General features: G+C 42.4%; 22 protein-coding genes. 6 read left to right on the forward strand and 16 right to left on the reverse strand.

What is annotated here, in order from left to right:
- Nucleotides 1–6: 6 nt before the first annotated feature.
- Nucleotides 7–1,668, reverse strand: coding sequence for an ATPase RavA domain-containing protein (locus R7P74_RS03755; protein WP_053303672.1), 1,662 nt, complete (start codon nucleotides 1,666–1,668; stop codon nucleotides 7–9).
- A 269-nt stretch (nucleotides 1,669–1,937) separates the two neighbouring features.
- Between R7P74_RS03755 and R7P74_RS03760 the strand changes: the two genes are divergently transcribed.
- The 5 genes from R7P74_RS03760 (at nucleotide 1,938) to R7P74_RS03780 (ending at nucleotide 6,730) form a co-directional block, all read left to right on the forward strand.
- Entirely contained in the window at nucleotides 1,938–2,453 is a 516-nt protein-coding gene (locus tag R7P74_RS03760; protein ID WP_213969379.1) for an NUDIX hydrolase, read from the forward strand.
- Between the two features lie 22 nt (nucleotides 2,454–2,475).
- Nucleotides 2,476–3,480 carry a low-specificity L-threonine aldolase gene (gene ltaE, locus R7P74_RS03765; RefSeq protein ID WP_005375978.1) on the forward strand — a complete coding sequence of 335 codons (1,005 nt, stop codon included), beginning with the start codon at nucleotides 2,476–2,478 and terminating at the stop codon, nucleotides 3,478–3,480.
- A 78-nt stretch (nucleotides 3,481–3,558) separates the two neighbouring features.
- On the forward strand, nucleotides 3,559–3,879 hold the full coding sequence (locus R7P74_RS03770) for a c-type cytochrome (RefSeq protein ID WP_149192240.1): 321 nt from the start codon (nucleotides 3,559–3,561) through the stop codon (nucleotides 3,877–3,879).
- 212 nt (nucleotides 3,880–4,091) lie between these two features.
- Complete coding sequence (gene yfcC, locus R7P74_RS03775; protein ID WP_213877391.1) at nucleotides 4,092–5,624, forward strand: putative basic amino acid antiporter YfcC; 1,533 nt, start codon at nucleotides 4,092–4,094, stop codon at nucleotides 5,622–5,624.
- Between the two features lie 110 nt (nucleotides 5,625–5,734).
- Complete coding sequence (locus R7P74_RS03780) at nucleotides 5,735–6,730, forward strand: succinylglutamate desuccinylase/aspartoacylase family protein (RefSeq protein WP_054574303.1); 996 nt, start codon at nucleotides 5,735–5,737, stop codon at nucleotides 6,728–6,730.
- A 207-nt stretch (nucleotides 6,731–6,937) separates the two neighbouring features.
- Here R7P74_RS03780 and R7P74_RS03785 read toward each other — a convergent pair whose 3' ends face one another.
- Complete coding sequence (locus tag R7P74_RS03785; RefSeq protein WP_017820207.1) at nucleotides 6,938–7,471, reverse strand: lipocalin family protein; 534 nt, start codon at nucleotides 7,469–7,471, stop codon at nucleotides 6,938–6,940.
- Nucleotides 7,472–7,778: 307 nt separating this feature from the next.
- On the opposite strand from R7P74_RS03785, the gene R7P74_RS03790 reads away from it, so the two are divergent.
- Nucleotides 7,779–8,159, forward strand: coding sequence for a cystatin domain-containing protein (locus R7P74_RS03790; RefSeq protein ID WP_005387498.1), 381 nt, complete (start codon nucleotides 7,779–7,781; stop codon nucleotides 8,157–8,159).
- Nucleotides 8,160–8,217: 58 nt separating this feature from the next.
- Here R7P74_RS03790 and R7P74_RS03795 read toward each other — a convergent pair whose 3' ends face one another.
- The 14 genes from R7P74_RS03795 to tssB form a co-directional block, all read right to left on the reverse strand.
- Nucleotides 8,218–11,274, reverse strand: coding sequence for an AAA family ATPase (locus tag R7P74_RS03795; RefSeq protein WP_225473116.1), 3,057 nt, complete (start codon nucleotides 11,272–11,274; stop codon nucleotides 8,218–8,220).
- 9 nt (nucleotides 11,275–11,283) lie between these two features.
- A complete protein-coding gene (locus R7P74_RS03800; RefSeq protein ID WP_225473117.1) occupies nucleotides 11,284–12,417 on the reverse strand; it encodes an exonuclease SbcCD subunit D in 1,134 nt (377 codons plus the stop codon).
- Between the two features lie 359 nt (nucleotides 12,418–12,776).
- Nucleotides 12,777–13,616 carry an NAD/NADP transhydrogenase subunit beta gene (locus R7P74_RS03805; RefSeq protein ID WP_225473118.1) on the reverse strand — a complete coding sequence of 280 codons (840 nt, stop codon included), beginning with the start codon at nucleotides 13,614–13,616 and terminating at the stop codon, nucleotides 12,777–12,779.
- Nucleotides 13,617–13,907, reverse strand: a complete 291-nt coding sequence (locus R7P74_RS03810) for a PAAR domain-containing protein (RefSeq protein WP_005375969.1) — start codon at nucleotides 13,905–13,907, stop codon at nucleotides 13,617–13,619.
- An 11-nt stretch (nucleotides 13,908–13,918) separates the two neighbouring features.
- Nucleotides 13,919–15,754: a type VI secretion system tip protein TssI/VgrG gene (gene tssI / locus R7P74_RS03815; protein ID WP_225473119.1), complete on the reverse strand. Its 1,836-nt coding sequence runs from the start codon at nucleotides 15,752–15,754 to the stop codon at nucleotides 13,919–13,921.
- A gap of 48 nt (nucleotides 15,755–15,802) precedes the next feature.
- Nucleotides 15,803–16,282 (reverse strand): Hcp family type VI secretion system effector, encoded by a 480-nt coding sequence (locus R7P74_RS03820; protein WP_005375967.1) that lies wholly within the window; start codon nucleotides 16,280–16,282, stop codon nucleotides 15,803–15,805.
- Nucleotides 16,283–16,490: 208 nt separating this feature from the next.
- Nucleotides 16,491–19,058, reverse strand: coding sequence for a type VI secretion system ATPase TssH (gene tssH, locus R7P74_RS03825; RefSeq protein WP_225473120.1), 2,568 nt, complete (start codon nucleotides 19,056–19,058; stop codon nucleotides 16,491–16,493).
- Nucleotides 19,059–19,068: 10 nt separating this feature from the next.
- Nucleotides 19,069–20,034, reverse strand: a complete 966-nt coding sequence (tssG, locus tag R7P74_RS03830; protein WP_318122689.1) for a type VI secretion system baseplate subunit TssG — start codon at nucleotides 20,032–20,034, stop codon at nucleotides 19,069–19,071.
- On the reverse strand, nucleotides 20,031–21,854 hold the full coding sequence (tssF, locus tag R7P74_RS03835; protein WP_005387518.1) for a type VI secretion system baseplate subunit TssF: 1,824 nt from the start codon (nucleotides 21,852–21,854) through the stop codon (nucleotides 20,031–20,033). Before tssF ends, tssG begins: the two co-directional genes overlap by 4 nt.
- Nucleotides 21,851–22,315, reverse strand: coding sequence for a type VI secretion system baseplate subunit TssE (tssE, locus tag R7P74_RS03840; protein ID WP_017635621.1), 465 nt, complete (start codon nucleotides 22,313–22,315; stop codon nucleotides 21,851–21,853). The genes tssF and tssE overlap by 4 nt, the downstream gene beginning before the upstream one ends.
- A gap of 7 nt (nucleotides 22,316–22,322) precedes the next feature.
- On the reverse strand, nucleotides 22,323–23,117 hold the full coding sequence (locus tag R7P74_RS03845; protein ID WP_318070638.1) for a type VI secretion system accessory protein TagJ: 795 nt from the start codon (nucleotides 23,115–23,117) through the stop codon (nucleotides 22,323–22,325).
- Between the two features lie 10 nt (nucleotides 23,118–23,127).
- Nucleotides 23,128–24,639, reverse strand: coding sequence for a type VI secretion system contractile sheath large subunit (tssC, locus tag R7P74_RS03850; protein WP_225473122.1), 1,512 nt, complete (start codon nucleotides 24,637–24,639; stop codon nucleotides 23,128–23,130).
- A 52-nt stretch (nucleotides 24,640–24,691) separates the two neighbouring features.
- Nucleotides 24,692–26,185, reverse strand: a complete 1,494-nt coding sequence (tssC, locus tag R7P74_RS03855) for a type VI secretion system contractile sheath large subunit (protein WP_005375950.1) — start codon at nucleotides 26,183–26,185, stop codon at nucleotides 24,692–24,694.
- Complete coding sequence (gene tssB, locus R7P74_RS03860; RefSeq protein ID WP_005387524.1) at nucleotides 26,185–26,715, reverse strand: type VI secretion system contractile sheath small subunit; 531 nt, start codon at nucleotides 26,713–26,715, stop codon at nucleotides 26,185–26,187. Before tssB ends, tssC (R7P74_RS03855) begins: the two co-directional genes overlap by 1 nt.
- Nucleotides 26,716–26,727 lie beyond the last annotated feature (12 nt).

Below are 26,727 nucleotides of genomic sequence, written 5' to 3' on the forward strand. Positions count from 1 at the left end.
GTCTCCTTATGAGAAAAACTGATGTAAGTTTTTAAAGCGTTGGATAACTTTTTCACTTTCTGCTTGGATTGATTCAAGTCTCTGACTAACCTGTTGCAGACTCGACTCCATTAGGCGGGGTAATTCAGGATCAACAAAGCTATGCGGAAGCGCATCATGAAAGTTCGCTTTCACCTTGCGCATATGGTGTTCTGCCTCACTAAGCTGATTTACGGCTTTTTCGCTCTGCGTTAACCACTTTTGGTAGAGCTCTACATCCAAGCCCTCTTGAGTCACTAGGCTAACCAGAATGCCTCGGTTCGCGATATCACGGATAACTAGGTTATTCGCCGCGTCAACGTCAAATCGTAAACGGCACATGTTGGTGTTTTGATTGACGTAACCATACACATCACCGCTTCCCTCTTTAATGACTCGATCTAACTCATCTTTGGGTACATAAACCCAGCGGCTATCACCTTTTTCTGATTCTGAAACCGACATGTTGCTTTGCAAGACAACCAATTTAACTAAGTTAACGGCTGCGCCAACTTTGTACATCTTGGCTTTAGAGGTATCAAAGCGCATGGTTTCTTTACGCAAAATACCCGTTGCCGCTTCAGACGTTAACGTCATGCGGTAGGCATCTTCAAGTTCATGTTGAACATCAACCAAAGACTCACGGCAGTACTCAATTTCCTGCTCCGCGTCTTGTTGATCAAATGCATGTTTTAAGGCGAACTCTTGAACCACTTCACGTACCACATCTCGCGATTCAGGACTGTTCCATAAACAATCTTGCAACAGTAGAAGGTCAAGCGGATTTATTTCATCGCGACCATTAAAAAACGCGCTCGCTTTTAACAACTTCACGGCTTTCTTCCAGCGGCGGTCAGAGACATACATGTCGGTATTGGCCACATCACCAAACTGAGCTTCAACTTTGCTTTCTAACATCGTTTTAAGCTGGAAAAGCTTTTCGAATGCATTGTCGGTTAGCGTCAATTTGTCGAGCTGTTGTTGCCATTGATGATATTCTTCATCAGTTATCGCTAGGCCTTCTGGTACTTGTGCCTCTTGCGATGTGCCCACAGTCAACATCGACTTAAAGTTTTGTTTATTCTGAATTCGATTCACAAACACACGCACCAACATGCGGTCGTAGAGCGCATCCAATCCACTATCTTCATCGGGTAATTCATTGGAAGCCGATACTAACAGGCGCATTGGCACACGCTCGATATCGCTGCCATTTTTGAATGTTTTCTCATTAACCACTGTCAGCAATGTGTTAAGAATTGCAGGCCCCGCCTTCCAGATTTCATCCAAAAATACGACTTGTGCAGTTGGCAAATACCCTTTAGTTAAGCGAACATAACGGCCGTTGTCTTTTAGCTCTTGGATACTCAGTGGCCCAAACACCTCTTCAGGGGTTGAGAAGCGCGTCATCAGGTATTCGAAGTAACTGCTGTTATCGAACGCTTGGATGAGTCGTTTGGCAATTAAGCTTTTTGCAATACCAGGGGGACCTAAAAGAAAAACACTTTCACCAGCAAGTGCAGCAAGAAGGCAGAGCTTGATCGTATGTTCACGCTCATAAACGCCATCCGTTAACGCTTTCGCCAATTTATTGATGCGTTCTGAGAGAAGCGCTTTTTCGGCATTTGAGGCAAATAAGGTTTGTGTCATACGTTCTCCGGCTACTGAAGTGGTATTGCGTTAACATTTTTATACACTTGTTATAACTTTGTTACAAATGTATTTTGTCGAATTCCCCTTATAGCAGATGCTTTTCCGCTTCTTGACGAAGCAATCAAAGTTTCCATTTATGAGACATTGCTCACTTAAAGTGCAAACGCTTTCGTCGTGTTGCAGTATTTTTTGCTTTTGTTTCCCACCATTTGTGGTTAATGTCGAAAAACGTCAAAAATGCGGTAACAGCTAGGGTTCATAACTGCATGAGCAAGATAATTTATAAATGGAAGCAAATTTCTCTGATTGAAGAAGACGTTATGCTTCCTACAGGACAGGCAATTACGCACACCACAATCCATCATCCGGGTGCTGCGGTGATTCTCCCTATTACAGCGGAGGGTGAGATTGTCCTTGTCCACCAATTTCGGCCTTCACTTAATAAATGGCTATTGGAACTTCCTGCTGGTACCAGAGAAGGCAACGAAGAGCCACTCTGCTGCGCCAAAAGAGAGTTAGAGGAAGAAACTGGGTTTAGTGCAGAGAAATTCACGTCTCTCGGCCAAGTCACCCCTCTTGCCGGATTTTGTGATGAGATACAGTATCTATTTGTTGCCGAAAAGCTTAACAAAACGAACCGTTACGAGTGCGATGAAGACGAAGTGATTGAGGTCGTCACCTTGTCAATCAAGCAACTCGAAGAAAAGATTGTCGATGGCACGATCACCGATGCCAAAACGATCGCTTGCTTAAGCAAAGCGCGCCTTTGCGGATATATTTAGGACTTTGACCAAGGAGACATTCATGGATTTTCGATCAGATACCGTTACACAGCCCACCCAAGCCATGCGAGAAGCCATGTTTAAGGCCCCCGTTGGGGATGATGTTTATGGTGATGACCCTACGGTCAATGAGCTTGAAAAATTTGCTGCGCAGCTTGCTGGTTTCGAAGCAGCTTTGTTTACCACTTCAGGCACTCAAGCCAATCTGCTCGGTTTAATGGCGCATTGCGAGCGGGGAGATGAATATCTATGTGGGCAACAAGCACATAACTACAAATACGAAGCTGGTGGCGCGGCGGTTTTGGGATCAATTCAACCTCAACCAGTCGAAAATAACCCAGATGGCACGCTACCATTTGATAAACTGGCTGCTGCGATTAAACCAGATGATTGTCACTTTGCTCGCACTAAGCTTCTCAGCTTAGAAAACACAATTAATGGTAAAGTACTGCCTCTGTCTTACTTAGCAGAAGCACGTGACTTCGTGAATAAACATAACTTGCAGATGCATCTAGATGGCGCTCGCGTTTTTAACGCAGCCGTTGCACTTGATGTTCCGGTAAAAGAGATCGGTCAGTACTTTGATTCAATGACGATCTGTCTGTCGAAAGGTCTGGCTGCCCCTGTTGGCTCGCTACTGCTTGGTAGCAAAGACTACATCGCAAAAGCACGTCGCTTAAGAAAGATGGTCGGCGGTGGTATGCGTCAAGCGGGTATTCTTGCCGCAGCAGGCAAACTTGCCCTTACCGAACAAGTGGAACAGCTAAAACAAGATCACATCAACGCAAAAACCTTAGCGGAAGGCTTAGCAGAACTGCCTGGTTTTTCAGTCAACCCTGAATTTGTTCAAACGAACATCGTGTTCGCGAAGCTTGATCCTCAAGTGGACATAGTAAGTATCGCTGCGAAACTAAAGGAACAAAACATCACGATAACCCCTGGAAATCCAATTCGTTTTGTAACTCATAAAGATATTTCAGCGAAAGACATCGACACTTTCTTATCAAGTATAAAATCTCTACTTTAATTTGATTTTGATCATTGAGCTTCCCCTAAGGGGAAGCTTTATTGTATCGGCATGATTTCTAGCGAATAGATAACTTCCATGCTCAGATTTGTACTTTTAATCTCTTTTATTTTCTCTTCCGCTATCTATGCCGAACCGTTTGGTGATGCTGATAAAGGTAAAATCAAATCACCTAGCTGTGTCTATTGTCACGGTGTTACAGGCATCGCAACGAACAACACCTATCCAAGCCTTGCTGGTCAAAATGCTCAGTACCTTTACAATGCCATGAAATCTTATCAAGCCGGTGAGCGTAAAGGGCCACTTGCAGAAATGATGGCAGCACAGTTAAAAATGTTAAATGATGAAGACCTTCGTGATGTCGCTGCTTTTTATGCAGAACAGACAGAAATCAAGTGATTAGATCACCTGTAGATGTACTATGAAAGCTCGTGAATCATCCAAACTCAACGCATATTGAAACATTAAGCCAACATTTGACCACAAAACAATCAAATTAACTTCACTTCAAATATTTGATGAATTTATAGTTCAACATAAGCATTAATATTGACTTTTTATTCTATTTTATCGATATTTCATGCTTTATTGAATTTAACGTGAAGTAAGTTATGTCTCACACACATGCGCAACCAGCAGACTCGGTTGCTACCCCCAAGTCGTGGCAGATGCCAGATACCCTCATTTTGATCTTCATTGTTGGTATTCTTGCTGCGATTCTTACCTACTTAATTCCTGCTGGTCATTTTGATAGCCAACAGGTGACCTACATGGTCGACGGTGCAGAAAAAACTCGCACAGTTATCGATCCTTCTTCTTTCTCTTATGCAACCGACGAAAACGGTGAATTGGTTTACAACAAGGTTGGCCTGTTTGCTTCTGGTGGTGGCATTGGTCTAATGAACTTCCCTTTCGAAGGGCTAGTTTCTGGCTCTAAATGGGGCAGCGCAATCGGCGTGATTATGTTCATGTTGGTTATCGGCGGTGCTTTCGGCGTTGTAATGCGCACAGGCACAATCGATAACGGTATCCTGCGCCTTATCGATAAGACCAAAGGTAACGAAGCTCTATTCATTCCAGTGCTATTTTTGCTGTTCTCGCTAGGCGGTGCGGTATTTGGTATGGGTGAAGAAGCCGTAGCGTTTGCGATTATTATCGCGCCGCTTATGGTTCGCCTTGGTTATGATGGTATCACTACGGTAATGGTTACCTATGTTGCGACTCAAATTGGCTTCGCTACTTCTTGGATGAACCCTTTTTCCGTCGCTATTGCGCAAGGCATTGCGGGTGTACCTGTTTTATCCGGCATGACAGTACGCATGGGGTTATGGGCTGGCTTTACGTTAATCGGTATCGCTTTCACAATGATCTACGCCGCTCGTGTGAAGTCAAATCCTAAACTTTCTTACAGCCATCGCACAGACCTGTATTTCCGTCAGCAAGAGCTTGGCAATCAAGATTCTCGTTGGAACCTAGGTGACACACTCGTTATCCTTACGGTTATTGCGACCACGGTGTGGGTCGTTTGGGGCGTAGTCGCTAACGCATGGTACATCCCAGAAATCGCGTCTCAATTTTTCACTATGGGCTTTGTTGTCGCGATCATCGGTACGATTTTCCGCCTGAACGGTATGACGCTAAACTGCGCAGCTGATGCATTTAAAGAAGGTGCAGCTATTATGCTTGCACCTGCCCTATTAGTGGGTTGTGCAAAAGGGGTATTGTTGATCCTTGGTGGTGGTACAACTGATGAAGCGAGTGTACTGAACTCAATTCTAAACAGTGCTGGCGGCGTGATCAGTGGGCTTCCTGACGTAGCTGCAGCATGGTTAATGTATGTATTCCAATCTATCTTCAACTTCTTTGTCACTTCAGGCTCCGGACAAGCGGCACTAACGATGCCTCTACTGGCCCCTCTGGCAGACATTGCAGGAGTTACGCGCCAAGTCGCAGTTTTGTCATTCCAACTTGGCGATGGCTTTACTAACGTTATCGTCCCTACTTCGGCATCTCTCATGGCAACGCTTGGTGTCTGCCGTATCGACTGGGGTGACTGGGCAAAATTCTGCTGGCGATTTATTCTATTACTCTTTACCCTATCAAGTATCGTCGTTATCGCAGCTCATATTATGGGTTTTGCGTAAAACGAAACCAATTGGTAATTAAGGCGAGACATGTTCTCGCCTTATTAATATTCATGGTATGACGACGCTAAGGTTTTAGATTAGCTTATGGTTTTGGAGTGGTAACTTTAATGGCAACACAATTTCTCGATGACGTGATTCAGGGTCATCAAGTGATTCAATCTCTCAATGTAGCAGACCTAAATTCGGGCGAGCATAAGTTTTGGTTTCGCATCGCAACGAATGCTCTCTCTCAGTGGCAACACCTACCTGTACTAGTGTTCAAAGGTGAAAAACCTGGCAAGAAAATCATGATTACCGCAGGGGTTCATGGTGATGAGTACAATGGTGTGTTAGCAGCGCAGAAAACTGCTCGAGAGCTCATCGGCACTGAAGTCGCTGGTACTGTCACTATTGTTCCAACCATTAACATGCCAGGTATGCTAAACCACAGCCGCGATTTCTATTCCGCAGACCCTGATGCGTCTCCTGCAAACTTAAACCGCTTTTTTCCTGGTGACCAAAACGGCAATGAGGCCCAACGTTACTTATATGCATTGTGGAATGATTTGCTCAAGCCAAATGCTGATTTAGCCATTGACCTTCACACTCAAACCAGTGGTGCGGCCTATCCACTTTACGTGTTTGCAGATTTCCGAATCGAGCAATCATTAGAAATGGCTCGCCTCATTAATCCTGATGCGATTTTAAATGATCCTGGAGATGCTGGCGTCCTTGAAACGGTTTGGAATAACCATGGTGTCCCAAGTATTACTGTTGAAGTAGGTATGGGGCGATACACCGAGCAAGAACTTATCAGCCGAACTGTAACAGGCATTTTTAATGTGCTGAAAAAGCATAACATTGTTGAAGGTGATATGGACCCTATTACGTCATGCTTGGAAGGAAACGAAATCGTCAGTGTGAAAGCGACACACGGCGGCTTTGTACTGCCTCATGTCAGTTTGATGAATTTTGTCGAGCAAGGCCAACTTCTTGCGATTCAATACGACAGCTTTGGCGCTGAGATTAAACGCTACACCGCCCCAACAAGCGGCACAGTACTTAGCCACAATGTTGAATCTATTCGAGCACCAGGTTCCCTGATCGTTCGTTTGATTAAGTAAACCATAACCGTTTGTTGATAGATCAACCTTTCGACGCTCACTCAAATTTATATAAGCCCCATCACGAGTAATCACAAATGATGGGGCTATATCCATTTTGACCACATTAAGTTACGCGGTAACAAATTACTGTTAAGCGAAATGACAAACTGAGCTCTTAATTAGGAAGCTTCCCCTCTGTCCGCTTTTTCAGCCACGCTGATGAACTTAAAGCTGTCTTTGTTTCTCTTGTTCAACAAAAATGAGCTCGTCTATAGCGAAACCTTTCTCTTTAGCTACGTACTTAAAGCGCTCCACTACTTTCTCATCAACGTTAGGCGTTCTAGACAGTAGCCACAAATAGTCGTGGTTGTAACCGGAAACAAACGCATAGTCATAGTTTTCACCTAGCTCAAAAACAATGTAAGAAGAGTATATTGGCCCAAAAAAGGAAACCTTTAAGTGTCCAACCGTTTTATCTTCAACAAAATAAGCTTTGCCTTCAGCTTCTGACCACTGTCGCTCTTCTTCGGAATATCCACGGTTTATCACCTTAACCCCACCATCCTCGCGAACCTGATACTCAGCGGTAACGTTGGATAAGCCTCGCTCAAATGAATGGTCTAGGCGTGCAATTTCGTACCACTTACCTAGATATGGCTCTAAATCGAAATTATTCACGGGTTCCACCCCATCCGGCTTCGAGGTACAACCAAATAAAGTTGCAAGTGACAAAAGTAAAAATATTTTTATCGATTTCATACAACACCTAAATTTTAATTAGTGATTGATTTTACTCTAGAAGATAACAAATCGATCACTAAGCCGCACCATCGCCCTAATAGGGACACATCACAATTCTTCATCATCAATAGCGCGCTGAACACCGAAACCTCGTCATCTCAGCAAATCGTTAACAAGATTGCTCTATTTTTGACTTACAAGCTGACCATGCTTGTATATTTTGTCAGCATTTAACCCTATGCATATAGAAACTTTGCACAACATAGACATTCGTAGGCATATCACCCTCCTATAATACGTTGCGTTATAGACAGAGGTTATTGTTATGAAATTAAAAACAGTGTCAGTTTGTGCACTTTTGGTGTTACTTGCAGGTTGTCAGCAGGAAAAGCCGAGCGAAACGACACAATTAACGACCTCGGCAGATGTATGTAATGCACAAGGAAACATGCCAGGTGGGTGGAATGAGTTTAACGCGACCCCTGATGCACAAAAGGCAATGGCCTTTGTTTTAAAGAAAATGGACACAATAGCGTCGTTTAAACAAATACTGAATGTTCACGCGCAAATCGTTAGTGGCGTCAACTATGCTATTGAGTTTGAATTGGATGATGGCTCTGTTTGGAACACGATTGTTTATCGCAACCTCGATGGCGAATATGCGATTACCCAATCGCCAAAAGAAGGCCACTTTTGCGAACAGTAGCGACTTAGTCAGAAAGCCCCAACATTAGGGGCTTTTTGATCTAACAGTAGTCACTGAATTAGACAGCGAAGCGACATTGAGATTTAATCGACACCGTTGAACCAAGTCTTGATGGTTCTACATCAATCCTCTGCGCCATTTGTTCTTTCAACTCAGAAACGTGAGAAATAACACCGATCATGCGCCCAGTCTGTTGCAGGTCCACTAGCGTTTGAATAGCAAGATCTAAAGACTCTGGGTCTAAACTACCGAAGCCCTCATCAATAAATAAAGTGTCTAAACGAATACCGCCACTATAGGATTGCACAACATCCGACAAACCAAGTGCCAGAGCAAGCGCTGCCATAAATGATTCACCGCCGGAAAGTGTCGCAACATCACGCGTTTTTCCTGTGTAGCCATCTTCAACCATTAAATCTAAGCCGCGACCCGCAGCACCTTTGAAGCCCTCTGTTTTTCGAGCAAGAATATAGCGCCCTTTACTCATAAGGCTTAAACGTTGAGAGGCCTGAATCAGCACATCATCCAACAGTACACCAAGAACAAAGCGATGTAGGCTAACCCTGCTGCCTGTTTTACCACTAGCAACGTCGTACAACGTACCAAAGACTTTGTATTCTTCTTCTAACTTACTATTTTTCTCATGCAACACGGCAATATCTTTACGAACCTTTTCAAGACGTTCAAATATTGAGCGTGTGGTATCAAGTTGATTCCTTACTTCAATATATTGCGCCTGCAGAGTGGTTAACCTGTCGTTAAACGACTCTAAATTAGGCCTTTCAAGATCTTTCAATGCATGATTTAAATCATGTAGTGTTTGCTCAAGCTTGGTTTGTGCCTGTTTGAAGCTGTCTATTTCTTGCTGCCAGGCTTGAAGTTCATCATCTCCCACTCGACTACTTAGATAATGGCTTTCATCTTCAAATTTACTCGCCTGTAGTGCCTCATTCCACGCTAATTCTGCTTGGCTAAGTTTTTGCTCTGACTCAGATAACCACTGCTTGTTCGTCGCTAAGTGACTTTCCGCATTTGATTTCTCCAATATCGCTTGCTGCAAAGCGTTTTGCGCCTTTTCTAAGCCTGTGTTCAAACTCAGAATTTGCTCTTTTGTCAGCAAAATTTCACGTTCAAGCAAGTCAGCGGAACTGTATTTTGGGTCAATAAAAGCTTGTAATTGAGCCAATTGTTCATGGTTCGCTTTAACGGTTGATTCATTTGCCGCCATTTGATTCTGCAGCTCATGAATTTTATTTTCACCCACGACGCAGCGTTGATTAAGCTGTTCAACGTTCCTTTCTAATTTTTCAATATCAATAGCTTGTAGACGTAGGAGTTGAGCATTAAGCGCTTGCAAATCATTTTGAACCGTCGAGATCTCAGATGTAGCATACTCACCCAACTCCTCTTTCAACTGGTTATACTGATTCTGATACTGACTAATGACAACGTTATGTTGTTCTAGCTGATTGCTTAGTTGGTTCAACAAGGTTTGAGCTTCTCGCTCTTTCGCTCTAGCCGCCTGAACTTGCTCTTTTGTAACGGCTTCTTCAACAAACGTTGCGGGGTTAGGATGCGTTTCGCTACCACACACCGGGCATGCTTCACCTGCTTTTAGTCGCTGCGCTAATACTGCTGCTTGAGCGTTGTGCCACTTAAGCTCTATCGTATCAGCGTCTTGTTGACACTGCATATAGCGCTGACTGGCTTCGTTTAGTGACTGCTGCTTACCTACAGTTAGCGCATTGAGTTTAGAGAGCTCTAAAGTAAGATCATGCAGCTTTTGTAGATCCTGTAGCAGCCGTTGTTTTTGTTTTATTTCCGCATCGATGCTGCCAATAAGCGCAACATCAACTCGTGCTTTCTCTAGCTCCTTCTGTCCCTGCTGGGCCTGTAACGTTAACTTATCTTTTAGTTCTATGTACTGTTTTAACGTTGCTTCAAATTGTTGTTTTTGTTGATAACCCGCCGTTATTTTACTTTCCAAATTGTCTTTCTCGACCAACTTGTTTTTCATACTTTCAAGCTGATACTGCAGTTGCGTTAACTGCGGGACCTTTGCCGCGGCCTCTTTTGCACTTTGCTGCAAGTTTTCTTGTTCTCTCGCAACGACATGAGCTTTTTCGAGACTCTCTTTCAAAGCTACGATTTTTTGCCTAAGCTCTTGCGTTTGAGCTTTTGCATTTTGTAATGAGATGTAGGGCAACTCTATCTTATTGGCATTTTTAGCGTTTTCTAATTGCTGTTGACGAGCTTTTATCGAATCTGAGTGTTCTAGATGCAGCTTGAGTGCGCTTTCTGCTTGCTCTCGTTTCGAAAACTCTCCATTCAAGGTTTCCGCTTTTTGCAATTCAGATTTAGCAGTATTGAGCTTATCTAACGCTGCTTGCTCATTCTTTTTATCAGACTCTAATTGCTTAGTTACTTGTTCCAGTTGTTGTAATAGTTCTTGTTCAGAACTCGCTTCTGCAACTTGTAAAGCACCTCGAATTTGATTATCAAATTCGCCTTTCGCTTTACTAATTGCACTCGCTTTATCTTTGAGCGCGTACTCAATTTTTTTATATATGTCAGTTTGAAAGAGCTGGCCAAAAATTTCTTCACGCTCTTTAGAGCTAGCAAGCAACAGTTCTCGGAATTTTCCTTGAGGCAACACCATAACTTGACGAAATTGAGTTTCATTCAAGCCAATAATATTGCTAACTTCAGTTTTAACCTGAGTCGTCTTGCTGGTGATAAGCGTTTCAGTCTCACCGAGTTCATAAAGAGCCGCAGTGTGCTTTTTAATCGTCATCCCTTCACCACGGGCCTTGGGCGCTTCCTGCTCAGGGGATCGAACAACTCGGTATTGTTTGCCGTGTAACGAAAATTCGAGAACTACTTCGGTTGGTAAATCTTGCGCGGATAAGTCACACCGCATCTGAATACCTTGTCGCTCATTACCTGTGGTTTCACCATAAAGGGCGAAGCAAATGGCATCTAAGATCGACGTTTTACCGGAACCTGTAGGACCATTAATCAAAAATAGAGGGTTACTGCCAAGCTTCTCAAAATCAATGATTTCAGTTTTTGCAAACGGACCAAAGGCTTGCATGATTAGTTTAATTGGTTTCATCTTTGGTCCCTATTGCTGTGATAATTGCTTAATAATGTCAGTAACAGCTTGCTCTTGCTCTTTAGACAACTGGCTATCTTGCGCCTCAATAAAAAAATCTCGGAACATATCAATTTCGCTTCGCGCCAACTTTGCTTGCGCCATTTCCTGCTCTACCCCAATTAACATGCCAGGTTTCTCAAGGTGTAAAACGTTTGGATACACTGAACGAAGTTTTTCCATTGGGTTTAAAATCGCATGTTTATCCATCAAACGAACTAACAAATAATCTTCATTCTTGGGGTCTGTTTTCCCTTGCTCAATAACTTTATCCAGCTCGCCCTCTACAATACGCATTTCATGAGGAGCCGTAAGATCAATATGCTTTGCAGAAACGAATCCTTTCTTGTCCAGTTCAACTAACGTGAAACCTTTTCTCTGGTTCTGTTCACCAAAGCTATACTTCATGAGAGAGCCAGAGTAACGGATATGCTCTGCGCCTTTCTTTTGAGGCTGATGCAAATGACCAAGTGCGACGTAGTCAAAATCTACGAAGTGTTCATGACTCACGCGATCTGAGCCACCAATAGATAATGGTCGTTCAGAGTCTGACTCGATGGCCCCATCAACAAAACAGTGACTCACGAGCACGCGCTTTTGCTTAGAGATAAAGCGCTCTTTAATTTGCTCAACAAGCAATTGATGAGCCTCATCATGAGTGGATACCGAGGCTTTATAGGCAAACCTAACCTGTTCAGGGTCGTTATAAGGCATACCATAAAACGCGACCTCATCCGCAGAGTCCGTTTTTATGATGATGGGAGTGAGCATATCTTCAAAGTTGCTAACAATATGGAGACCTGCATTTTTCATTTGCTCTGAGCCGAAACCTAGCCTTTCTGCACCATCATGGTTGCCAGATATCAATATCATTGGTGTTTCTAACTCGGTACAAATGCGTTTCACGACTCGATCTAACAGTTCTATTGCAACCGTTGGTGGCACCGAACGGTCATAGATATCTCCCGCCACTACAACTGCATCGACGGGGTTGTGTTCAATATAGTTAATCAGTTGTTCGAGTACTGCTTGTTGATCTTCGAGTAGTGATACGTTGTGGAATTGTCGACCAAGATGCCAATCTGAGGTGTGGATAAACTTCATTCGAATTCACTTTCCGCCAATTCTATGAGCAGGCTTGCTTCTGTCAGAGTCCATGTACCGTTTATAAACAGGAATGCGTCACGGGTGGGATCTCGAACAAGCCAAAAACTCAAGTTATTTTATATCGGTAAGGATATCTTGAGTCGAACAGCTTTTCATGTGGTTTGTGTTCTATGGCTGGCTATTTAATCAGAAAGCGAGAAGAACACTGTAAAAACGCGGTGAGCAAAGCTATTTTGAAAAGCAAGCTGCGACTAGTCATTGTCCAAACATCATTAAAGGGCCAATTTCGAGTCAATCCCCCATAACATTTGCATCACTAAAACCTCAGCTACTAGAAGGAAAAGCAATAGCCAGACCTATTCACTACGCCAATTGTATATTACTCCTACCGCATAGCCATCTGGCTCGATGTCGGCTTGCAACACGTGAAAGTCTGGGCAGGGGCTGCTTCTTTGAAGCTCATCAATCACTAACGCTTTTAAAACGCCGCCACATGCACCCAATCCGCCAAGTTTGATATCAACAAATTGATACTGAGTTTGATCGGTCACCCACGGAGACAAGAATTGCATTGAGTTTAACCATTGCGGTTCTTTCTTATTAACGGATAAATACAATTGACTGAGTGGATGTTCACAACTTACTCCTAATTGCTTAAACACCTTGTCCACGGCGATGCGTTGTTGTTTGGCATCTAAATCAATTCGAACAACATCAGGCACAAGACCTGAATGTCGAAAAAAACACTTGGTTAAAATGATAGAGCTTTGAGGTTTGACATGCCCTTCTACATCGCTCGTAACCTCTATAGCCAGTATCCAAGTCGCTTGCGTTTCATTAACTTCACGATTTATCCGATTTAGTGCCATCAAAAATGCAGCTTGGCCATAAGGATAAAAGTAAATTTCAGTATTGACAGTTTGGTCAACGAAAATAGAAAGCTCGCTTATCAATGCTTTAAGCAAACTTTTGTCTACCGAAGATGGTAAAAGAACACAGAGATTCCCCTTGATATCAGCTTGCTCAAGACTCTCGCGCTCAGAGCGCAGGAGGCTTAATATATGCTCATCTATTGATTGAGCAAAGTCAGGGGATCGGATTTCCTCGGACAATCTAAAAGAATCATCAGCTATCTCGCGAACGGTGTGTGAACGGCCATTAAAAGATAGAAGATGCGTTTGAAATGCGAGTGGCATCTAGCCTCCGATTAAAACCGTAGGCATACCAGATAGAATTTTGCCACCATGAGACGTTGAATCGCCGACTCTCGCGGCTGGTTTACCGTTGATTGTTACGCTAGAAGAACCTGCTGAGATACTATCCGGAGGACCGATACAAATAAGCTTGTCGCCTTGTCTTGCCGCAGGTATCCCGCCAATCGTTACGTTTGGTGAACCAACAACGACGGGACCACCGACATGCGGTATCTTTCCTGTTTTTTTAGGGCAAAGATGAAAGCTACCCAAAATTGCGGCTGGTTTACCCACTTTAAATCACCTTAGTTCAATGAAATTTGCCCAGCTTTAAGAGCAATAGCTGAGCCGTTAATGGATATTTTATTACCTTTGATATTGATTTCTCCAGAGCTAGACATCTGAATAGAAGCACCACCTACTTTGATCTCGACGCTCTTTCCTGCATTAAAAGACAGCACTTCACCCGTTTCATTCGAAAAGTTTTTACCTACTTTCAAGCTCGCGTTCTGACCAACCTCTTGATTAACATCATTGGTCACTTTTTCGGTTTTACTGTTTTCAACGGCGATATCAACACAGTCTTCAACTAGCATTTGGAACAGTTTTTCAGCATGAAGATAAATGTGCTCTTCACCAGGCTTATCATCGAAGCGCAACTCATTAAAATTGGATGTACCTTTTTGTACAGAGCGTGATTTATAACCACTCTGAGAACTTTGCTCTGGTAAAGCGTAAGGAGGGAGTTGACTACCGTTATATAGTGACCCCGTAACGATTGGTTGGTCAGGGTCTCCGTTAACAAACTCGACGATGACCTCTTGTCCGACTCTAGGGTGAAACACCGACCCCCATCCGTTACCTGCAATATTTTGCGCAACACGAATCCAACATGAACTATTTACATCGTATTTACCAACACGGTCCCAGTGAAACTGAACTTTGATACGGCCATGTTTGTCTATGTAAATTTCACCATCTTTGTTCCCCGTAACTACTGCGGTTTGCAAACCTTTCATCTGAGGTTTAGGGTAGTTAACTGAAGGGCGCAGGATTGTCTTTGAGTCAACACAACTAAACGAGACTTTGACACCTTGCGCACCGGTGCCACCTTGACCAGTCTGGTTATAAACAGCAGCAGACAAAAAAACAGAAGACAGTACATATTCTTTGCCGACTCGAGATTTATCTTCATGCTTTTTAAACTTGAAGCACTTGCCCACACTGAATGTTCTGCACGTAGCCACGCCACGACACAAATATGCATTTTGCTGTAGTGCTTCTATTGCATGCGTGTTTCTCAGTGCGTATTGATCATTGCTCTCCATTTCACCCATGTATTCAAAATACTCGCTTCCAGGTACTGTAAAAAAATCACTTTCACCCTTTGCAGTATTTTTAGGATTCGAAGAAGGCTTGAGCATGTTATAGCCTGACTTTTGACTCGCTTTAGTAGTCAGAATTTGCGTTTCATGCCAAGAAGAAATGTGGCTAGATTTCGCCGTACCTGTATCAAAATCGACTAAAAACTCAGTACCCGGCTTATAAAAACTGATGTCATCAAAAATATTGAGCGTATGGGCAGACTTAGTATGTGTAAAACAAAATGATAGCCCCTCCTCCGATAACAGACGTCGAACAAATTCAAGATCTGATTCTTCATATTGTACTTTGTATGTGTATTTAGGATAGGACTTGGTTAATTCAAAACTAAAGGCAACACTATGCTCCGATAGTACTTCAGAGATAATTTCCTTTATATCTTTATGCTGAAATATTCTGCAATTTTTTCGATATTCAGCGAAACGTAATTTAGGCTCTATTAATAATTCTATGTTTTTATAATTTTCGCCTTTATGTGTATTAGAAACCCTTTTCCCTTCTAATCTTGCAGCAGAAACATAACCATGCATATAACGAGGATTTGAAGAAACATCCTCATTATTTTCAAGGGTAATGGTAACTTCCTTACCAATAATTTCGTTTAACTCACTTCGTTGATCATTAAAGTAAGCTTTAGCACGCAATGAAAAAAGTTCTGAGATCTCTTCTCTATACTCAAACGAGTTTAGTATGATGGCATCTTTACCGAATGGCGAAGAAATTCGGATGAAATTGTTATCTTGAGTTGCTCTTTTCATTAAATACTTCTTTCAAAAAATGCGGAGGAATACTCCCCCGCATGAAAATTACATTTGTTGACCTTTAACACCGCTGTAGCCGTATACCAATGGAGCAGAAGTGTTGTTCTTATCGTCAGTAGGAGTCACTGTCATCATCATTTCTGTGTAAGAAATTGTGATAGTTTCAACTGGACGATCGTCTTGGATAGAAACTGAGTAGTTAGAAATCATCGCATCAGTCAGTTCGATCTTCATGATCTCTTCAACCTTCTCACCCTGCTTAGTAATATGGAAAACCGCTGGTTTACCTTTACCAATCGTCGCTTCTTTAAATAAGTCAGGAGAAGAACGGTCTTGAAGTTTGGTGATAGTCAAATCATATAGACGAGTAGCGCTCGCTTCACGGTCCATCGCTGTACCAGTGTATGATGAGATCTCACGACCTACACTCCAATCTACAGATAGTAGTGTAATCAAATCTTTGTATTGCTCGGCTGTTGCCTCACCCTTAATATCTGCGTATTTAAGATACGTATTAGACTGCATGCTAATCTCCTATAGCATTATTAATTGACATATATCGTAGTAATTTAATTATCTGACGTTTGGTGATAATTAGTGATTAATGTATCAAAAACTTCATTTTAAATACGCCCTGTTATATCTTTAAATAAGATTGAATTTAAGCGTTTTTTATAAAAAATAATAGTTAATATGAACCAACTCCCAATTATTATTGAGAGTGTAAAGGATGTTAAACTATTGAGACATCGAGTCCACTAGTTGTACCTTTAACAATAATTTCATCAAACGTCTTATCATTAAGAATTGCATGCAATATTTCATGAGAAATCTTCGGAAGCAATGTATTTTCTATGGTTGTTTGTACCACACGCGCACCACTCCCAGACTCATTGCTATTGTCTACAATATCATTAATTAGTTCCTCATCAAAAAACAGGTCAGCGTTATAGTGCTTACGAATACGAGTCGTAATTTTATCCAACTTTAATTTTGTTATTTCTATCAATACTTTTCTTGATAGAGGCAAATAAGGTAATACATTCACACGCCCTAAAAATGCTGGTTTAAAGTCAACCAACAAATCATCGCGTAAAGCATCTTTTAGTGCTGACGGCTCAGGCGCTAAATCAGGATCAGAATACAAAGACATCGTCGTTTCGGTCCCTGTGTTCGCGGTCATAATAATAATAGTGTTTTTAAAGTCTATATCTCGACCTTCACCGTCTTTAATTGAGCCTTTATCAAATACCTGATAAAAAATATCTTGAACACCAGGGTGCGCTTTTTCCATTTCATCGAGGAGAATTACACTATAAGGTTTACGTCTAACAGCTTCAGTCAGTACACCTCCTTCTCCATAACCGACATAACCAGGAGGAGAACCTAATAGCAATGAGACTTTATGCTCTTCCTTAAATTCCGACATATTGATAGTCGTGACATTTTCTTCACTACCATACACTTTCTCTGCAATCGCCAAAGCCGATTCGGTTTTACCCACTCCGCTTGGTCCGGTTAGGAGAAATACACCATTTGGTCGTGTCTCATCCGTGAGCTGCGCACTCGCGGTTTTTATCACTTCAGACATGAGCTCTAAAGCGTGATCCTGCCCGACAACTCGCTTACACAAACTTTCTTTCAAACCCAATACTGCTTGGATTTCATCATCCTGAAGTTTACCCAGCGGTATACCGGTCCAATCCGAAATAACTTCTGCGATTAGCGCTTCATTTACATGCGAAAAAACTAAGGGCTGTGAGTTAGCGGAGAGGTTATTTTCAAGCTCTTGTAACTTGTCTCTCGCAGTCTCAGAACCCTCCTGGATTATTTGGGTTCTAAGTGACTTAGCTTCACTTACCCATTCTTTTTCTTTTTCCCAAAGTACTTCTAATTCAATAATGTCATTAGATAGCGCATCAATCTCTTTTCGGACACTTTGCAGCTGTACATCAAGAGATGCTCCTAATCGATTCTCTTGGCTAAGATGCTCATACTCAGCTTGCTTTGCTTTAAGTTTGTTTCTTTTCGCATCTAGACCTCCCGGTGTAGATGACTGACTTAACGCAACTCGAGAACAGGCCGTATCCAAAACAGAAACCGCCTTATCTGGCAGTTGACGACCATTAATGTATCGAGCTGAGAGTTGGACCGCTGCATTGAGAGCTTGGTTAGTGATATGAACATCGTGGTGTTGTGCCATTACATCAAGTAAGCCTCGTAACATTTCGATCGCGAGCTCAGGGGCTGGCTCATCAACCTTTACGACTTGAAAACGCCTAGTTAAAGCTGCATCTTTTTCAAAATACTTTTTATACTCTGCCCACGTAGTTGCTGCTATCGTTCTGAGTTCGCCTCTCGCTAATGCTGGCTTCAGAATATTCGCCGCATCACCTTGGCCCGCTTGCCCACCACCGCCAATTAGGCCATGAGCTTCATCAATGAACAATATAATAGGCTGTGGAGCGTCGTTTACTTCCTTCACAAGGTTCTTAAGCCTGTTTTCAAACTCACCTTTCATGCCTGCGCCGGCTTGCAGTAATGCCAAATCCAGAGACTTAATCGCCACATTTTGCAGAGCGGGAGGTACATCGCCATCAATGATCTTTTGCGCCAAACCTTCAACAACGGCTGTTTTTCCAACGCCAGCTTCTCCCGTAAGAATCGGGTTGTTTTGTCGGCGTCTTAATAAAATATCGATCATTAGACGAATTTCATTATCTCTACCAATCACCGGATCTATTTTACCTTCCCTAGCTTGCTCAGTAAGGTCTGTTGTAAATTGATTCAAGGCGGAATTCGCGTTTGACTGCGCTAAGTCATTCGATCTTGATTGAGGGGCATTACTTTCTTTAAAGTTCAATAAGCGAGATGGTTCTATCTTGTTTAGTTCAGGACTAATCGAACCAGCCATGTTGACTAACGTATCATCAGACAAGTAGGCAAATAAAAGATGGATGCACCCCAACTGTTCTTGATTGAATTCAATGGTTGCAGATAACAAGGCATTTTGCATAACAGTCACCGTATGAGCTGATAGCCCTGGCACCGACTGGCATCCTGTTTTGTAGTTTTCTAATGCCTTTTGAATATCGGTTTCAACCTTGATTTTATCGACATCAAATTCGTCAAAAACTTCAGAGTAAATATCGTCAGGATGGCGGATAATCATCATTAACCAGTGAGACATTTCAATACTGTGATGAGTTCGGGAGCTTGCCATCGCAGCTGCCTGTTCAAGTGTTTCCTTAGCCTGAGGAGACAATCTTTCGACCAACGCTGAAAGTGAGAGTGAAGCCATTACATTTCCTTTAAATAGTAATTGTTATAGTTCGATCTTTTGTACGTTCGTGTTTTTTAAGCACAGAACCAATACCTAACTGCCCCTGCTGTTTCGATAAACAAGCTTGTGGTAGCAAACTATGTTTGGTGGTGAGCTGCCACTTCAGTTGTTTATGTTTTCCAATCAACTCATAAGCAGCGTTCTTAATGATTGCTATATTGGGTTGGTTAGGAAGCAATTTACTAACTAGCTGTTTATCTTTTGGCAGAAATTCTATTGTTGTCCCCGCGTTGATATTCCATGCTTTCGAACCCAAAGAAGCTCCTAAACCAAGTTGAGCAAACTGCCCTTCAGGCATAGTTCGGGATGCAAGGCGTGTTTGCTCTTCTTTCGTAAGGTGTAACCATTGTCCTTGAAATTCATGAACTTTTACTTGGCATCCAGATAAACATTCAAGAATACTTTTTAGTCCACCTTTACTTCTCATTGGTGAAGCAAACACACCACCATAGTGCCGGGACAGTGAACTCCTTTTCCCAGTTAATGCCGATTTACAGCTTTCTAACGGCGAACGCGCGCCCTGCGCATGCGCACGAGACTGAACAGTCAGCTGACTCAATTGCCAACATCGATAATAAAGAGATAATAAGCGATGATTGAAAATATCGTAGAAGTCCACCATAGCCGTATCACCTTCTTTTTGGCGATGTAAAGCCAATTCACTATAGTGCTGGGGAAGCACACCTTGCTCACCCGTTAGGCCTATTAAATTGGTCTCAATCTCTAACTTGCTGTCATCTATATTTTTCAGTTCACAAAGCTGAGCATTTTCAAAACCTAATGATGGATTAACCTTTAAGTTTAGCTTTTCATGCTTCGGTAACGCATCTGTTCCTATTTGCGCCTCTGCTTGCAGAACTTCGTGTTCAATAAGATGAATCGCTTCAAACAATGGATGTTGCTTTAATTCTCGATAAAATTGTTCCGCGCTCATAGCAACACCTTATCGCCAGTTAATGCGGGCCATAGGTGGAAAGACTTTCCTGTGGACTTAAGTCTTATTTCTAACTGCGTAAAAATGTTAATTTCAGCATATTGCGAGAAGTAAACAGATAAAACACTACCTAAGAGAAAGATCTGCTCTTTAGGTAAAATTTGATCAGAAACCGTCAAAATAATTTTTATACCGTGCGCAAATCCAACTTTGCCTTTCTGACTAATTCTTCCTGTAGTAGGCTCAAACTCTAACTTAGTTAAAGCATCGATTACCGCTTTCGTTTCTGCTGTCCCAGAAAATGCATAGAGATTAAGGGTCTGCTTCAAAGTTGCTAAACCATCTTCCTCGGTAAAATGGTTTAAAGTTAAAAGCTTAGTTAACTGCCATCGTGTGCTTTCATCCATTTCTGGCCGAATAGTTTCTGATAAAGAAACTAAACAACGAACAGATTCGAAATTGTCATTTACCTCCGGTAAAGATACTTGCGGCAGCCCACCTCCAAATGGAAGTTTCTGCGCTAAGTTGCGGTTACAGCACTCAGCTTCCACGTACATTAACCAGTTTTCCCGGCTATCCGGGCTGAACAATTGATGTTTTTTATCAACAAAAGAAATGTAAGTTTCTCTACCTGGCTCATCATACCCACCAGCCCAGTTCTTATCCTCACGTCTCATCAACCAATAAATCTCACTAGTGTTCGTATAATGCGTGTGCTCACCAGCGTGATAACATGGCAAATTGTGGTACGTTTTGTTCCAGTTTCTCAACGTTACGTCAGAAATTGAGACAACCTCATTACTTTCAGCTTCTTGGTATTGTGGAGACAAGTGGTAATCGTATTCAGTTGGTAGAATACGCTTAGGCTCCATAATACTTTTAAATAAGTTGATCACAGGCACACAGCCTACCATTAAGCTTTCTTCGTCCACTTGCTTTGGAAGCCAGTCATCGTTGGTATCAAAGTAAAAATACAGTTCGACTTGCTCTCTAAGATCTAGCTCTGATAATCCAAGTTCGGTGATATCAAAGAACATAAACTTCTCAGGAAAGTGTAAATACTCAACAAGTAATCTTGCTCCTGAAAAGCTTCTTTTACTGTATGGCACAACTTTCTCATCTTCTGAAAATCCCACTTCAGAAAGATGTCTTTTGGTTAAAGGACGAACTTCTTTGCCATCCACAACAACAGATAAACCAATTAGGTTTTGAAACAGCATTTGGTAGAGCTTAAAAGTCAATTGAGATTGACCGTTTAAATAGAAGCGCAGCCGTTCTACCCCCATTTCACCAAGAGGAGTCTCTTCATCTTGAGCCGTGAGCTGTACTTTCAAAACTGAATGAGCATTGCTTTCCCATCGTGAGCCAACTGGCTTGAAAGGCGCATTTTTAAAAACGCCAGAGGTCACATCAACAGGATACATTCTGACCGGATAACAAGTTCTAAACTCGCACTCATGATATCCAGGAGCACCGATAACAACTCGCTCGCCTTCTTCTACATCAAAATAAGAGGAAGTGGAGTTAGAACAGCTCATTTTAATGACTGACATTGACGGGATTGGGGCGTGAAAATCCGGATATAACTGTCCCATCAAAGACTCTGTAAACTGAGGGTAACTATTGTCTAAGCTTTGTCTAATCCTTGCTGTTAGGAATGCGCAGCCTTCTAACAATCTTTCTACGTGTGGATCGTCAACCTGTTCCTCACTAATACGAAGTCTCGCGGCAATCTTGGGATACTGCTCACCAAACTCTTGCCCTTTGTGACGCAAATAAGCTAACTCGCGATTATAGTACTTGAGAAACTCTTCACTCATTTTGCTCTACTCAGTTTCATACCTAAATTTACCGGCTCTACTTCAGAATTGAATCGCACTTCATGAATACTGTTATCAATTAAGCAAGTGGCATTTATCTGTAACCTCAATACCCTATCAATAGCGTTTTTCTCGTCCGAAATCTGGACATGAGGGTTCCTTAACCTCGGCTCAAACTCTTTAATTGCATCATGAACGATGTCGCAAAGCTGATTCTGCCCTTCTTGGCTGCTATAGGGCATTGAGGAAAAATCTGGCAGCCCATAATTCAATATTGAATAACGAACCTCTAGAAGATCATCAGGAATGTTTTTCCATCCAATACGACTATTCAGCATCGACTCTAGATCTCTAAGTAAGCTGCTCAACATCTGTTGCTGGCTTGCAGGGAAGTCTTTCTCATCTCGAGTGAGAGGATCACTATCTATCAATTTGTCGAGCAGAGAAACGGTTAACGACATGATATTTCTACGCTATTTGTTTCTGTTCTAATAATGTAGTCAAATCACAGATTGGAAGCGCTGAGTCACCGACTAACCAACATTTTTGACCCAAGCCAACAAAAGATTCTTGCTCACCAATCTGCTTCCAATCCGTTTCTCGACCTAACTTTTGCGCATCGGTCTCTGAGTCGACATACGTCAAAGGCATATGGCCTTCGCCTTCACCAAGTCCATCGATATCAAACTCGACAGGTCGCCAAATACTCTCTAACAAAGAAGTAGGTGCTTTAACTTCTAGCGTATGGATGCTCGATATGGGTACAAGAAAATAGTTACCTGCTGTAGAAAACAGTTCAATGTAACCACCTAAACGATCATCAATATCTCTAGCATCTTCGTAGTTTGTGCCGTTTACGTTAAACCCTTTAATAGTACGATGCTCTTCAATGCGATGTGATAGACGTGACGCTTCTTCGTACTCTTGATTTCCGAGAGCAAGATTAAATCGAACAAGATCTTTAGTTAATTCCTCATCACCTAATACTTTGGCACTAGCCGCACCATTAATAAAATCCTTTCTAGCTTGAGCTGCTTTCACTAAATGTCGCAGCTGACTTGCACCAGGCAGATACTCAGGAAACAATTTAATCGATTGCATGAGCTGAGCGTCCGCACGCTCGAAGTCCCCATCAATGCACAGAAGCTCAATGAAAGAACTTCTCAAGCTCGCATCTTTAGGCGTTGCTTTAATTTCATCAATTAATTGCTCTAGAGCGTGTTGCAATAGGCCTTGGGACAAAGCATTTTTCCATTGAGTCATTGTTATTTCCTTACACCATGTGCTCTGGTGATAATTCGGTAATTAATTTAATGCTAGATACCATTTGATCGAGTTGAAAATGCGGTCGCAAATGGATAACTGAGTAATAATGTCCAGGAGTTTCTCTTTTCTCTCGAACTGTAATTTTTGCTTCATTTAGGGGGTATTTAGCCCGAAGCTCATCAGACGCTTCATCTGATGCGGTAGTGTACTGGTGTAACCAGCGTTGAAAGTCACGCTCTAGGCTTTCCGCGTCTTGATACCCACCAATTTTGTCACGCCCCATAACCTTGAGATAATGTGCGACTCGCGATACACACAATGTGTATTGCAACATCGATGTCAGTTTTGCATTCGTTGAAATATGCTTTTCTGCGTATTGTTTGGGCTTGTAGAGAGATACATTCGAGGTCATCCCTACCATATCGGTCTCAGGTATTGGAGAAATAGAAATAAAACCGCACTCAGACAATTCTTGTTCTTTTCTCTCAGAGATTTTCAAGTTTAACGGACATCTTTCACGGTCATTCTTGCCATTAACACGCATCGTGCTCCTTGTAGGAGCGACGATAATACCCTGACTGTAATCGCCTTGTTTAATCCCTCGCATATGCGTGAACCAACCATGTTCCTGAAATGCTCTAATTGATACGGCAGCAAAACAGTACGCACTACTCCCCCACAGCAAATCTCGGTTGGAGTCGTAGATGTGTTCTTGAAAGTTGAATTTATCATTCCGCGAGCCATCACTTTTGTATGGCTGACGGAACAAGACGTTAGGTGCAGTCAAACCAATAAATTTAGCATCATCGTTGTCTCTCAAACTACGCCACTTTGCATAATCTTCCTGTTCAAATTGGGCTGCTATATCTCTTATCGCAGAGAGTTGAGCGAAACTATCAACACCAAACATCTCTGGCGACGCAGACATGATAAATGGGCTGAATGCTGCAGCTGCAGACTGAGAGATCTTACTCAACACAGACAGATCTCTATCAAAATAATTTTTACTAGGATCACAGCGAAGCTGATAATCTCCAACCACCACACCAAAGGGTTCTCCCCCTGCCGTGCCATATTCATTTTGATAGAGCAACTTAAATAGTGCTGATTGGTCAAACTCGATGGCTTTTAAAGCATCTTTACTGATTTCATTCCATGTCGCCGTTAAAACCTTAACTTTTACAGAATCCGATGAACGAGAATCAACCTGTTCACATAAATACCTAACTCCAACCCACCCCCTTTCGAGCTGTTGAAACTCAGGATGATGTAATATTTCATTGAGTTGAGATTCTAATAGCTCATCAATGCGGTTAATTGTGTTCATCACACTATGACGAAAGCTGTCCAAATCTCTTGAACGTGTACCTTCTAACCAAATTCGCGCTGACGCTACAAGATCAGAAGATTCATTGAATCGAGTCAACCACGGGCTATCAAGTTCAGCGTAGCCTCCGGTACTGAACTCATGTTTTAGCTTGCTAGGGTCGCGAAAGTTAAGTGACACTGCTAATTCCATCTAGAACATAAAGATTGGTCATGGCTGGCCTTTCGACCAGCCAATTCATTTCTTATCCACCTGACTGAGGGATCTTGGCCACAAGTCGCAAAGATGTCGTCAGTTCTTCCATTTGCAACCAAGGTTTCAGCCATGCTACGGCATTGTAAGAACCAGGTGCGCCAGGAATTTCCTTAACCTGAACACGAGCGTCTGCTAGAGGGTATTTCGCTCTGATCTCTTGACCACCGCCTTCAGAAGCATTGACGTAACCTAGGATCCAGCGGTTCAGCCAAGACTCAACGTCTTCTGCTTCCATAAAGCTACCAATTTTATCTCGAGCCATTACTTTCAAATAATGCGCAAAACGAGATGTTGCCATCATATAAGGTAGGCGGGCAGAAATGGCCGCATTGGCCGTTGCTTCAGGGGATTCATGGTTCGCTGGTTTTTGACAGGTTTGCGCACCAAAGAACACTGCATAGTTGGTGTTTTTGTAGTGACAAAGCGGTAAGAAACCAAGCTTACCAAGCTCCGCCTCACGTCTGTCGGTAATACCAATCTCTGTTGGGCACTTCATATCAGGGTCGCCATCATCACTCATGAAGAAATGCGTTGGCAAGTTATCCACTCGACCGCCGCCTTCTGCACCACGGATGGCAGTACAAAATCCATATTTTGAAAATGCGTCGGTTAACTTAACACCAAGAACATACGAAGAGTTCATCCAACAGTAGTCGTTATGTTCAGCGTTAACAGCAATACCTGAAACAGGATCTACTTCGAACTCTTCAAACCCAAACTCTTCGACTGGAGCGGTAGCTTGTCCGTATGGCAAACGAGCAAGGACTTTTGGCATCGTCAGACTAACGAAGCGCGAATCGGCACTCTCGCGGAACGAACGCCATTGGGCGTATTCTAGTGATTCAAATACCTTATCTAGGTCGCGTGGTTTTGACAGCTCAGTCCACTCATCAAAGCCGAATAGTGCTGGTGAAGCCGCGGACAAGAATGGAGAGAAACCAGAAGCCGCTACATTTGACATTAGGCGTAACGACTCAATATCTTCTGGGTGGTTGGTAAACTCATAGTCTCCAATCAATGCACCATACGGTTCACCACCAGCACTACCAAACTCAGACTCGTAAACCTTTTTAAAGATCTGGCTTTGATCAAACTCAACAGCTTTGCTCAAGTCTTTATGTAGCTCTTTCTTGGTCATACTCATCATGCGAACTTTCAGAGTAGAGCTGGTCTCTGAATTCATCACTAGATAATTTAAGCCGCGCCAAGAACCTTCGAGTTTCTGTAATTCTGGGTGATGCATTACTTCAGACAACTGATCAGAAATCTGCCTATCGAGCAAATTAATCGCTTCACGAAAAGTTACTGTTAGGTTTTTGTTCCAAGTAACTGTCCCTTTCATTGCTTCTTCAGCGAGCGTTTTAATCAGCTCCTCAGCACGAGAAGCTTCGGTCTGCTTAGTCGCACCAATAGCTTGATCTAAGAATGAAGTTGTCTGTTCATTAACTGTTGGATCTAACTGTTTTTCAGCTTCAGTCGTCATTATTCCGCTCCTTCAGTACTGTCTGACTTCGCTTTCTTGTCAAGATCTAACTCGCCTGCAAGTCTTGCCAGATTGTCCGTATTGTTCAAAACATCCTCTAGGATATTTTCAAGCTCTTCTGAGCGGTCAACTTTTGTCATCAAATCACGCAGTTTATTACGCGTTTCCATCAATTGGCGTAGTGGATCAACTTGATTTACGATCGCAGCAGGCTCAAAGTCTTGCATTGATTTAAAGTTTAAATCGACCTCAAACTGTGAATCGTCATTCGCAAGCTTATTCGCAACTTTAAACTTCACCGATGGATTCATTTTTTTGAGTACATCGTCAAAGTTATCTCGATCGATCTGAATAAAACGGCGGTCTTTTAATGGCTTCAACGCTTCTGTGTTTTGACCAGCGAAATCACCCATTACACCTACAACAAAAGGCAGTTCTTTCTTAAGAGTTGTACCTTCAGTTTCAACATCATAGGTAATGTGGACACGAGGCTTCCGTACTCGTGATAGTTTCGAGTGGATACTCGTCATACCATTCTCCCT

It is taken from the genome of Vibrio sp. 2033 (genome assembly GCF_033339735.1).

Coding starts and splice junctions, on each gene's coding strand:
- R7P74_RS03755 (WP_053303672.1), bottom strand. CDS start 1,668: ATGACACAAACCTTATTTGCCTCAAATGCCGAAAAAGCGCTTCTCTCA.
- R7P74_RS03760 (WP_213969379.1), top strand. CDS start 1,938: ATGAGCAAGATAATTTATAAATGGAAGCAAATTTCTCTGATTGAAGAA.
- ltaE (WP_005375978.1), top strand. CDS start 2,476: ATGGATTTTCGATCAGATACCGTTACACAGCCCACCCAAGCCATGCGA.
- R7P74_RS03770 (WP_149192240.1), top strand. CDS start 3,559: ATGCTCAGATTTGTACTTTTAATCTCTTTTATTTTCTCTTCCGCTATC.
- yfcC (WP_213877391.1), top strand. CDS start 4,092: ATGTCTCACACACATGCGCAACCAGCAGACTCGGTTGCTACCCCCAAG.
- R7P74_RS03780 (WP_054574303.1), top strand. CDS start 5,735: ATGGCAACACAATTTCTCGATGACGTGATTCAGGGTCATCAAGTGATT.
- R7P74_RS03785 (WP_017820207.1), bottom strand. CDS start 7,471: ATGAAATCGATAAAAATATTTTTACTTTTGTCACTTGCAACTTTATTT.
- R7P74_RS03790 (WP_005387498.1), top strand. CDS start 7,779: ATGAAATTAAAAACAGTGTCAGTTTGTGCACTTTTGGTGTTACTTGCA.
- R7P74_RS03795 (WP_225473116.1), bottom strand. CDS start 11,274: ATGAAACCAATTAAACTAATCATGCAAGCCTTTGGTCCGTTTGCAAAA.
- R7P74_RS03800 (WP_225473117.1), bottom strand. CDS start 12,417: ATGAAGTTTATCCACACCTCAGATTGGCATCTTGGTCGACAATTCCAC.
- R7P74_RS03805 (WP_225473118.1), bottom strand. CDS start 13,616: ATGCCACTCGCATTTCAAACGCATCTTCTATCTTTTAATGGCCGTTCA.
- tssI (WP_225473119.1), bottom strand. CDS start 15,754: ATGAAAAGAGCAACTCAAGATAACAATTTCATCCGAATTTCTTCGCCA.
- R7P74_RS03820 (WP_005375967.1), bottom strand. CDS start 16,282: ATGCAGTCTAATACGTATCTTAAATACGCAGATATTAAGGGTGAGGCA.
- tssH (WP_225473120.1), bottom strand. CDS start 19,058: ATGGCTTCACTCTCACTTTCAGCGTTGGTCGAAAGATTGTCTCCTCAG.
- tssG (WP_318122689.1), bottom strand. CDS start 20,034: ATGAGCGCGGAACAATTTTATCGAGAATTAAAGCAACATCCATTGTTT.
- tssF (WP_005387518.1), bottom strand. CDS start 21,854: ATGAGTGAAGAGTTTCTCAAGTACTATAATCGCGAGTTAGCTTATTTG.
- tssE (WP_017635621.1), bottom strand. CDS start 22,315: ATGTCGTTAACCGTTTCTCTGCTCGACAAATTGATAGATAGTGATCCT.
- R7P74_RS03845 (WP_318070638.1), bottom strand. CDS start 23,117: ATGACTCAATGGAAAAATGCTTTGTCCCAAGGCCTATTGCAACACGCT.
- tssC (WP_225473122.1), bottom strand. CDS start 24,639: ATGGAATTAGCAGTGTCACTTAACTTTCGCGACCCTAGCAAGCTAAAA.
- tssC (WP_005375950.1), bottom strand. CDS start 26,185: ATGACGACTGAAGCTGAAAAACAGTTAGATCCAACAGTTAATGAACAG.
- tssB (WP_005387524.1), bottom strand. CDS start 26,715: ATGACGAGTATCCACTCGAAACTATCACGAGTACGGAAGCCTCGTGTC.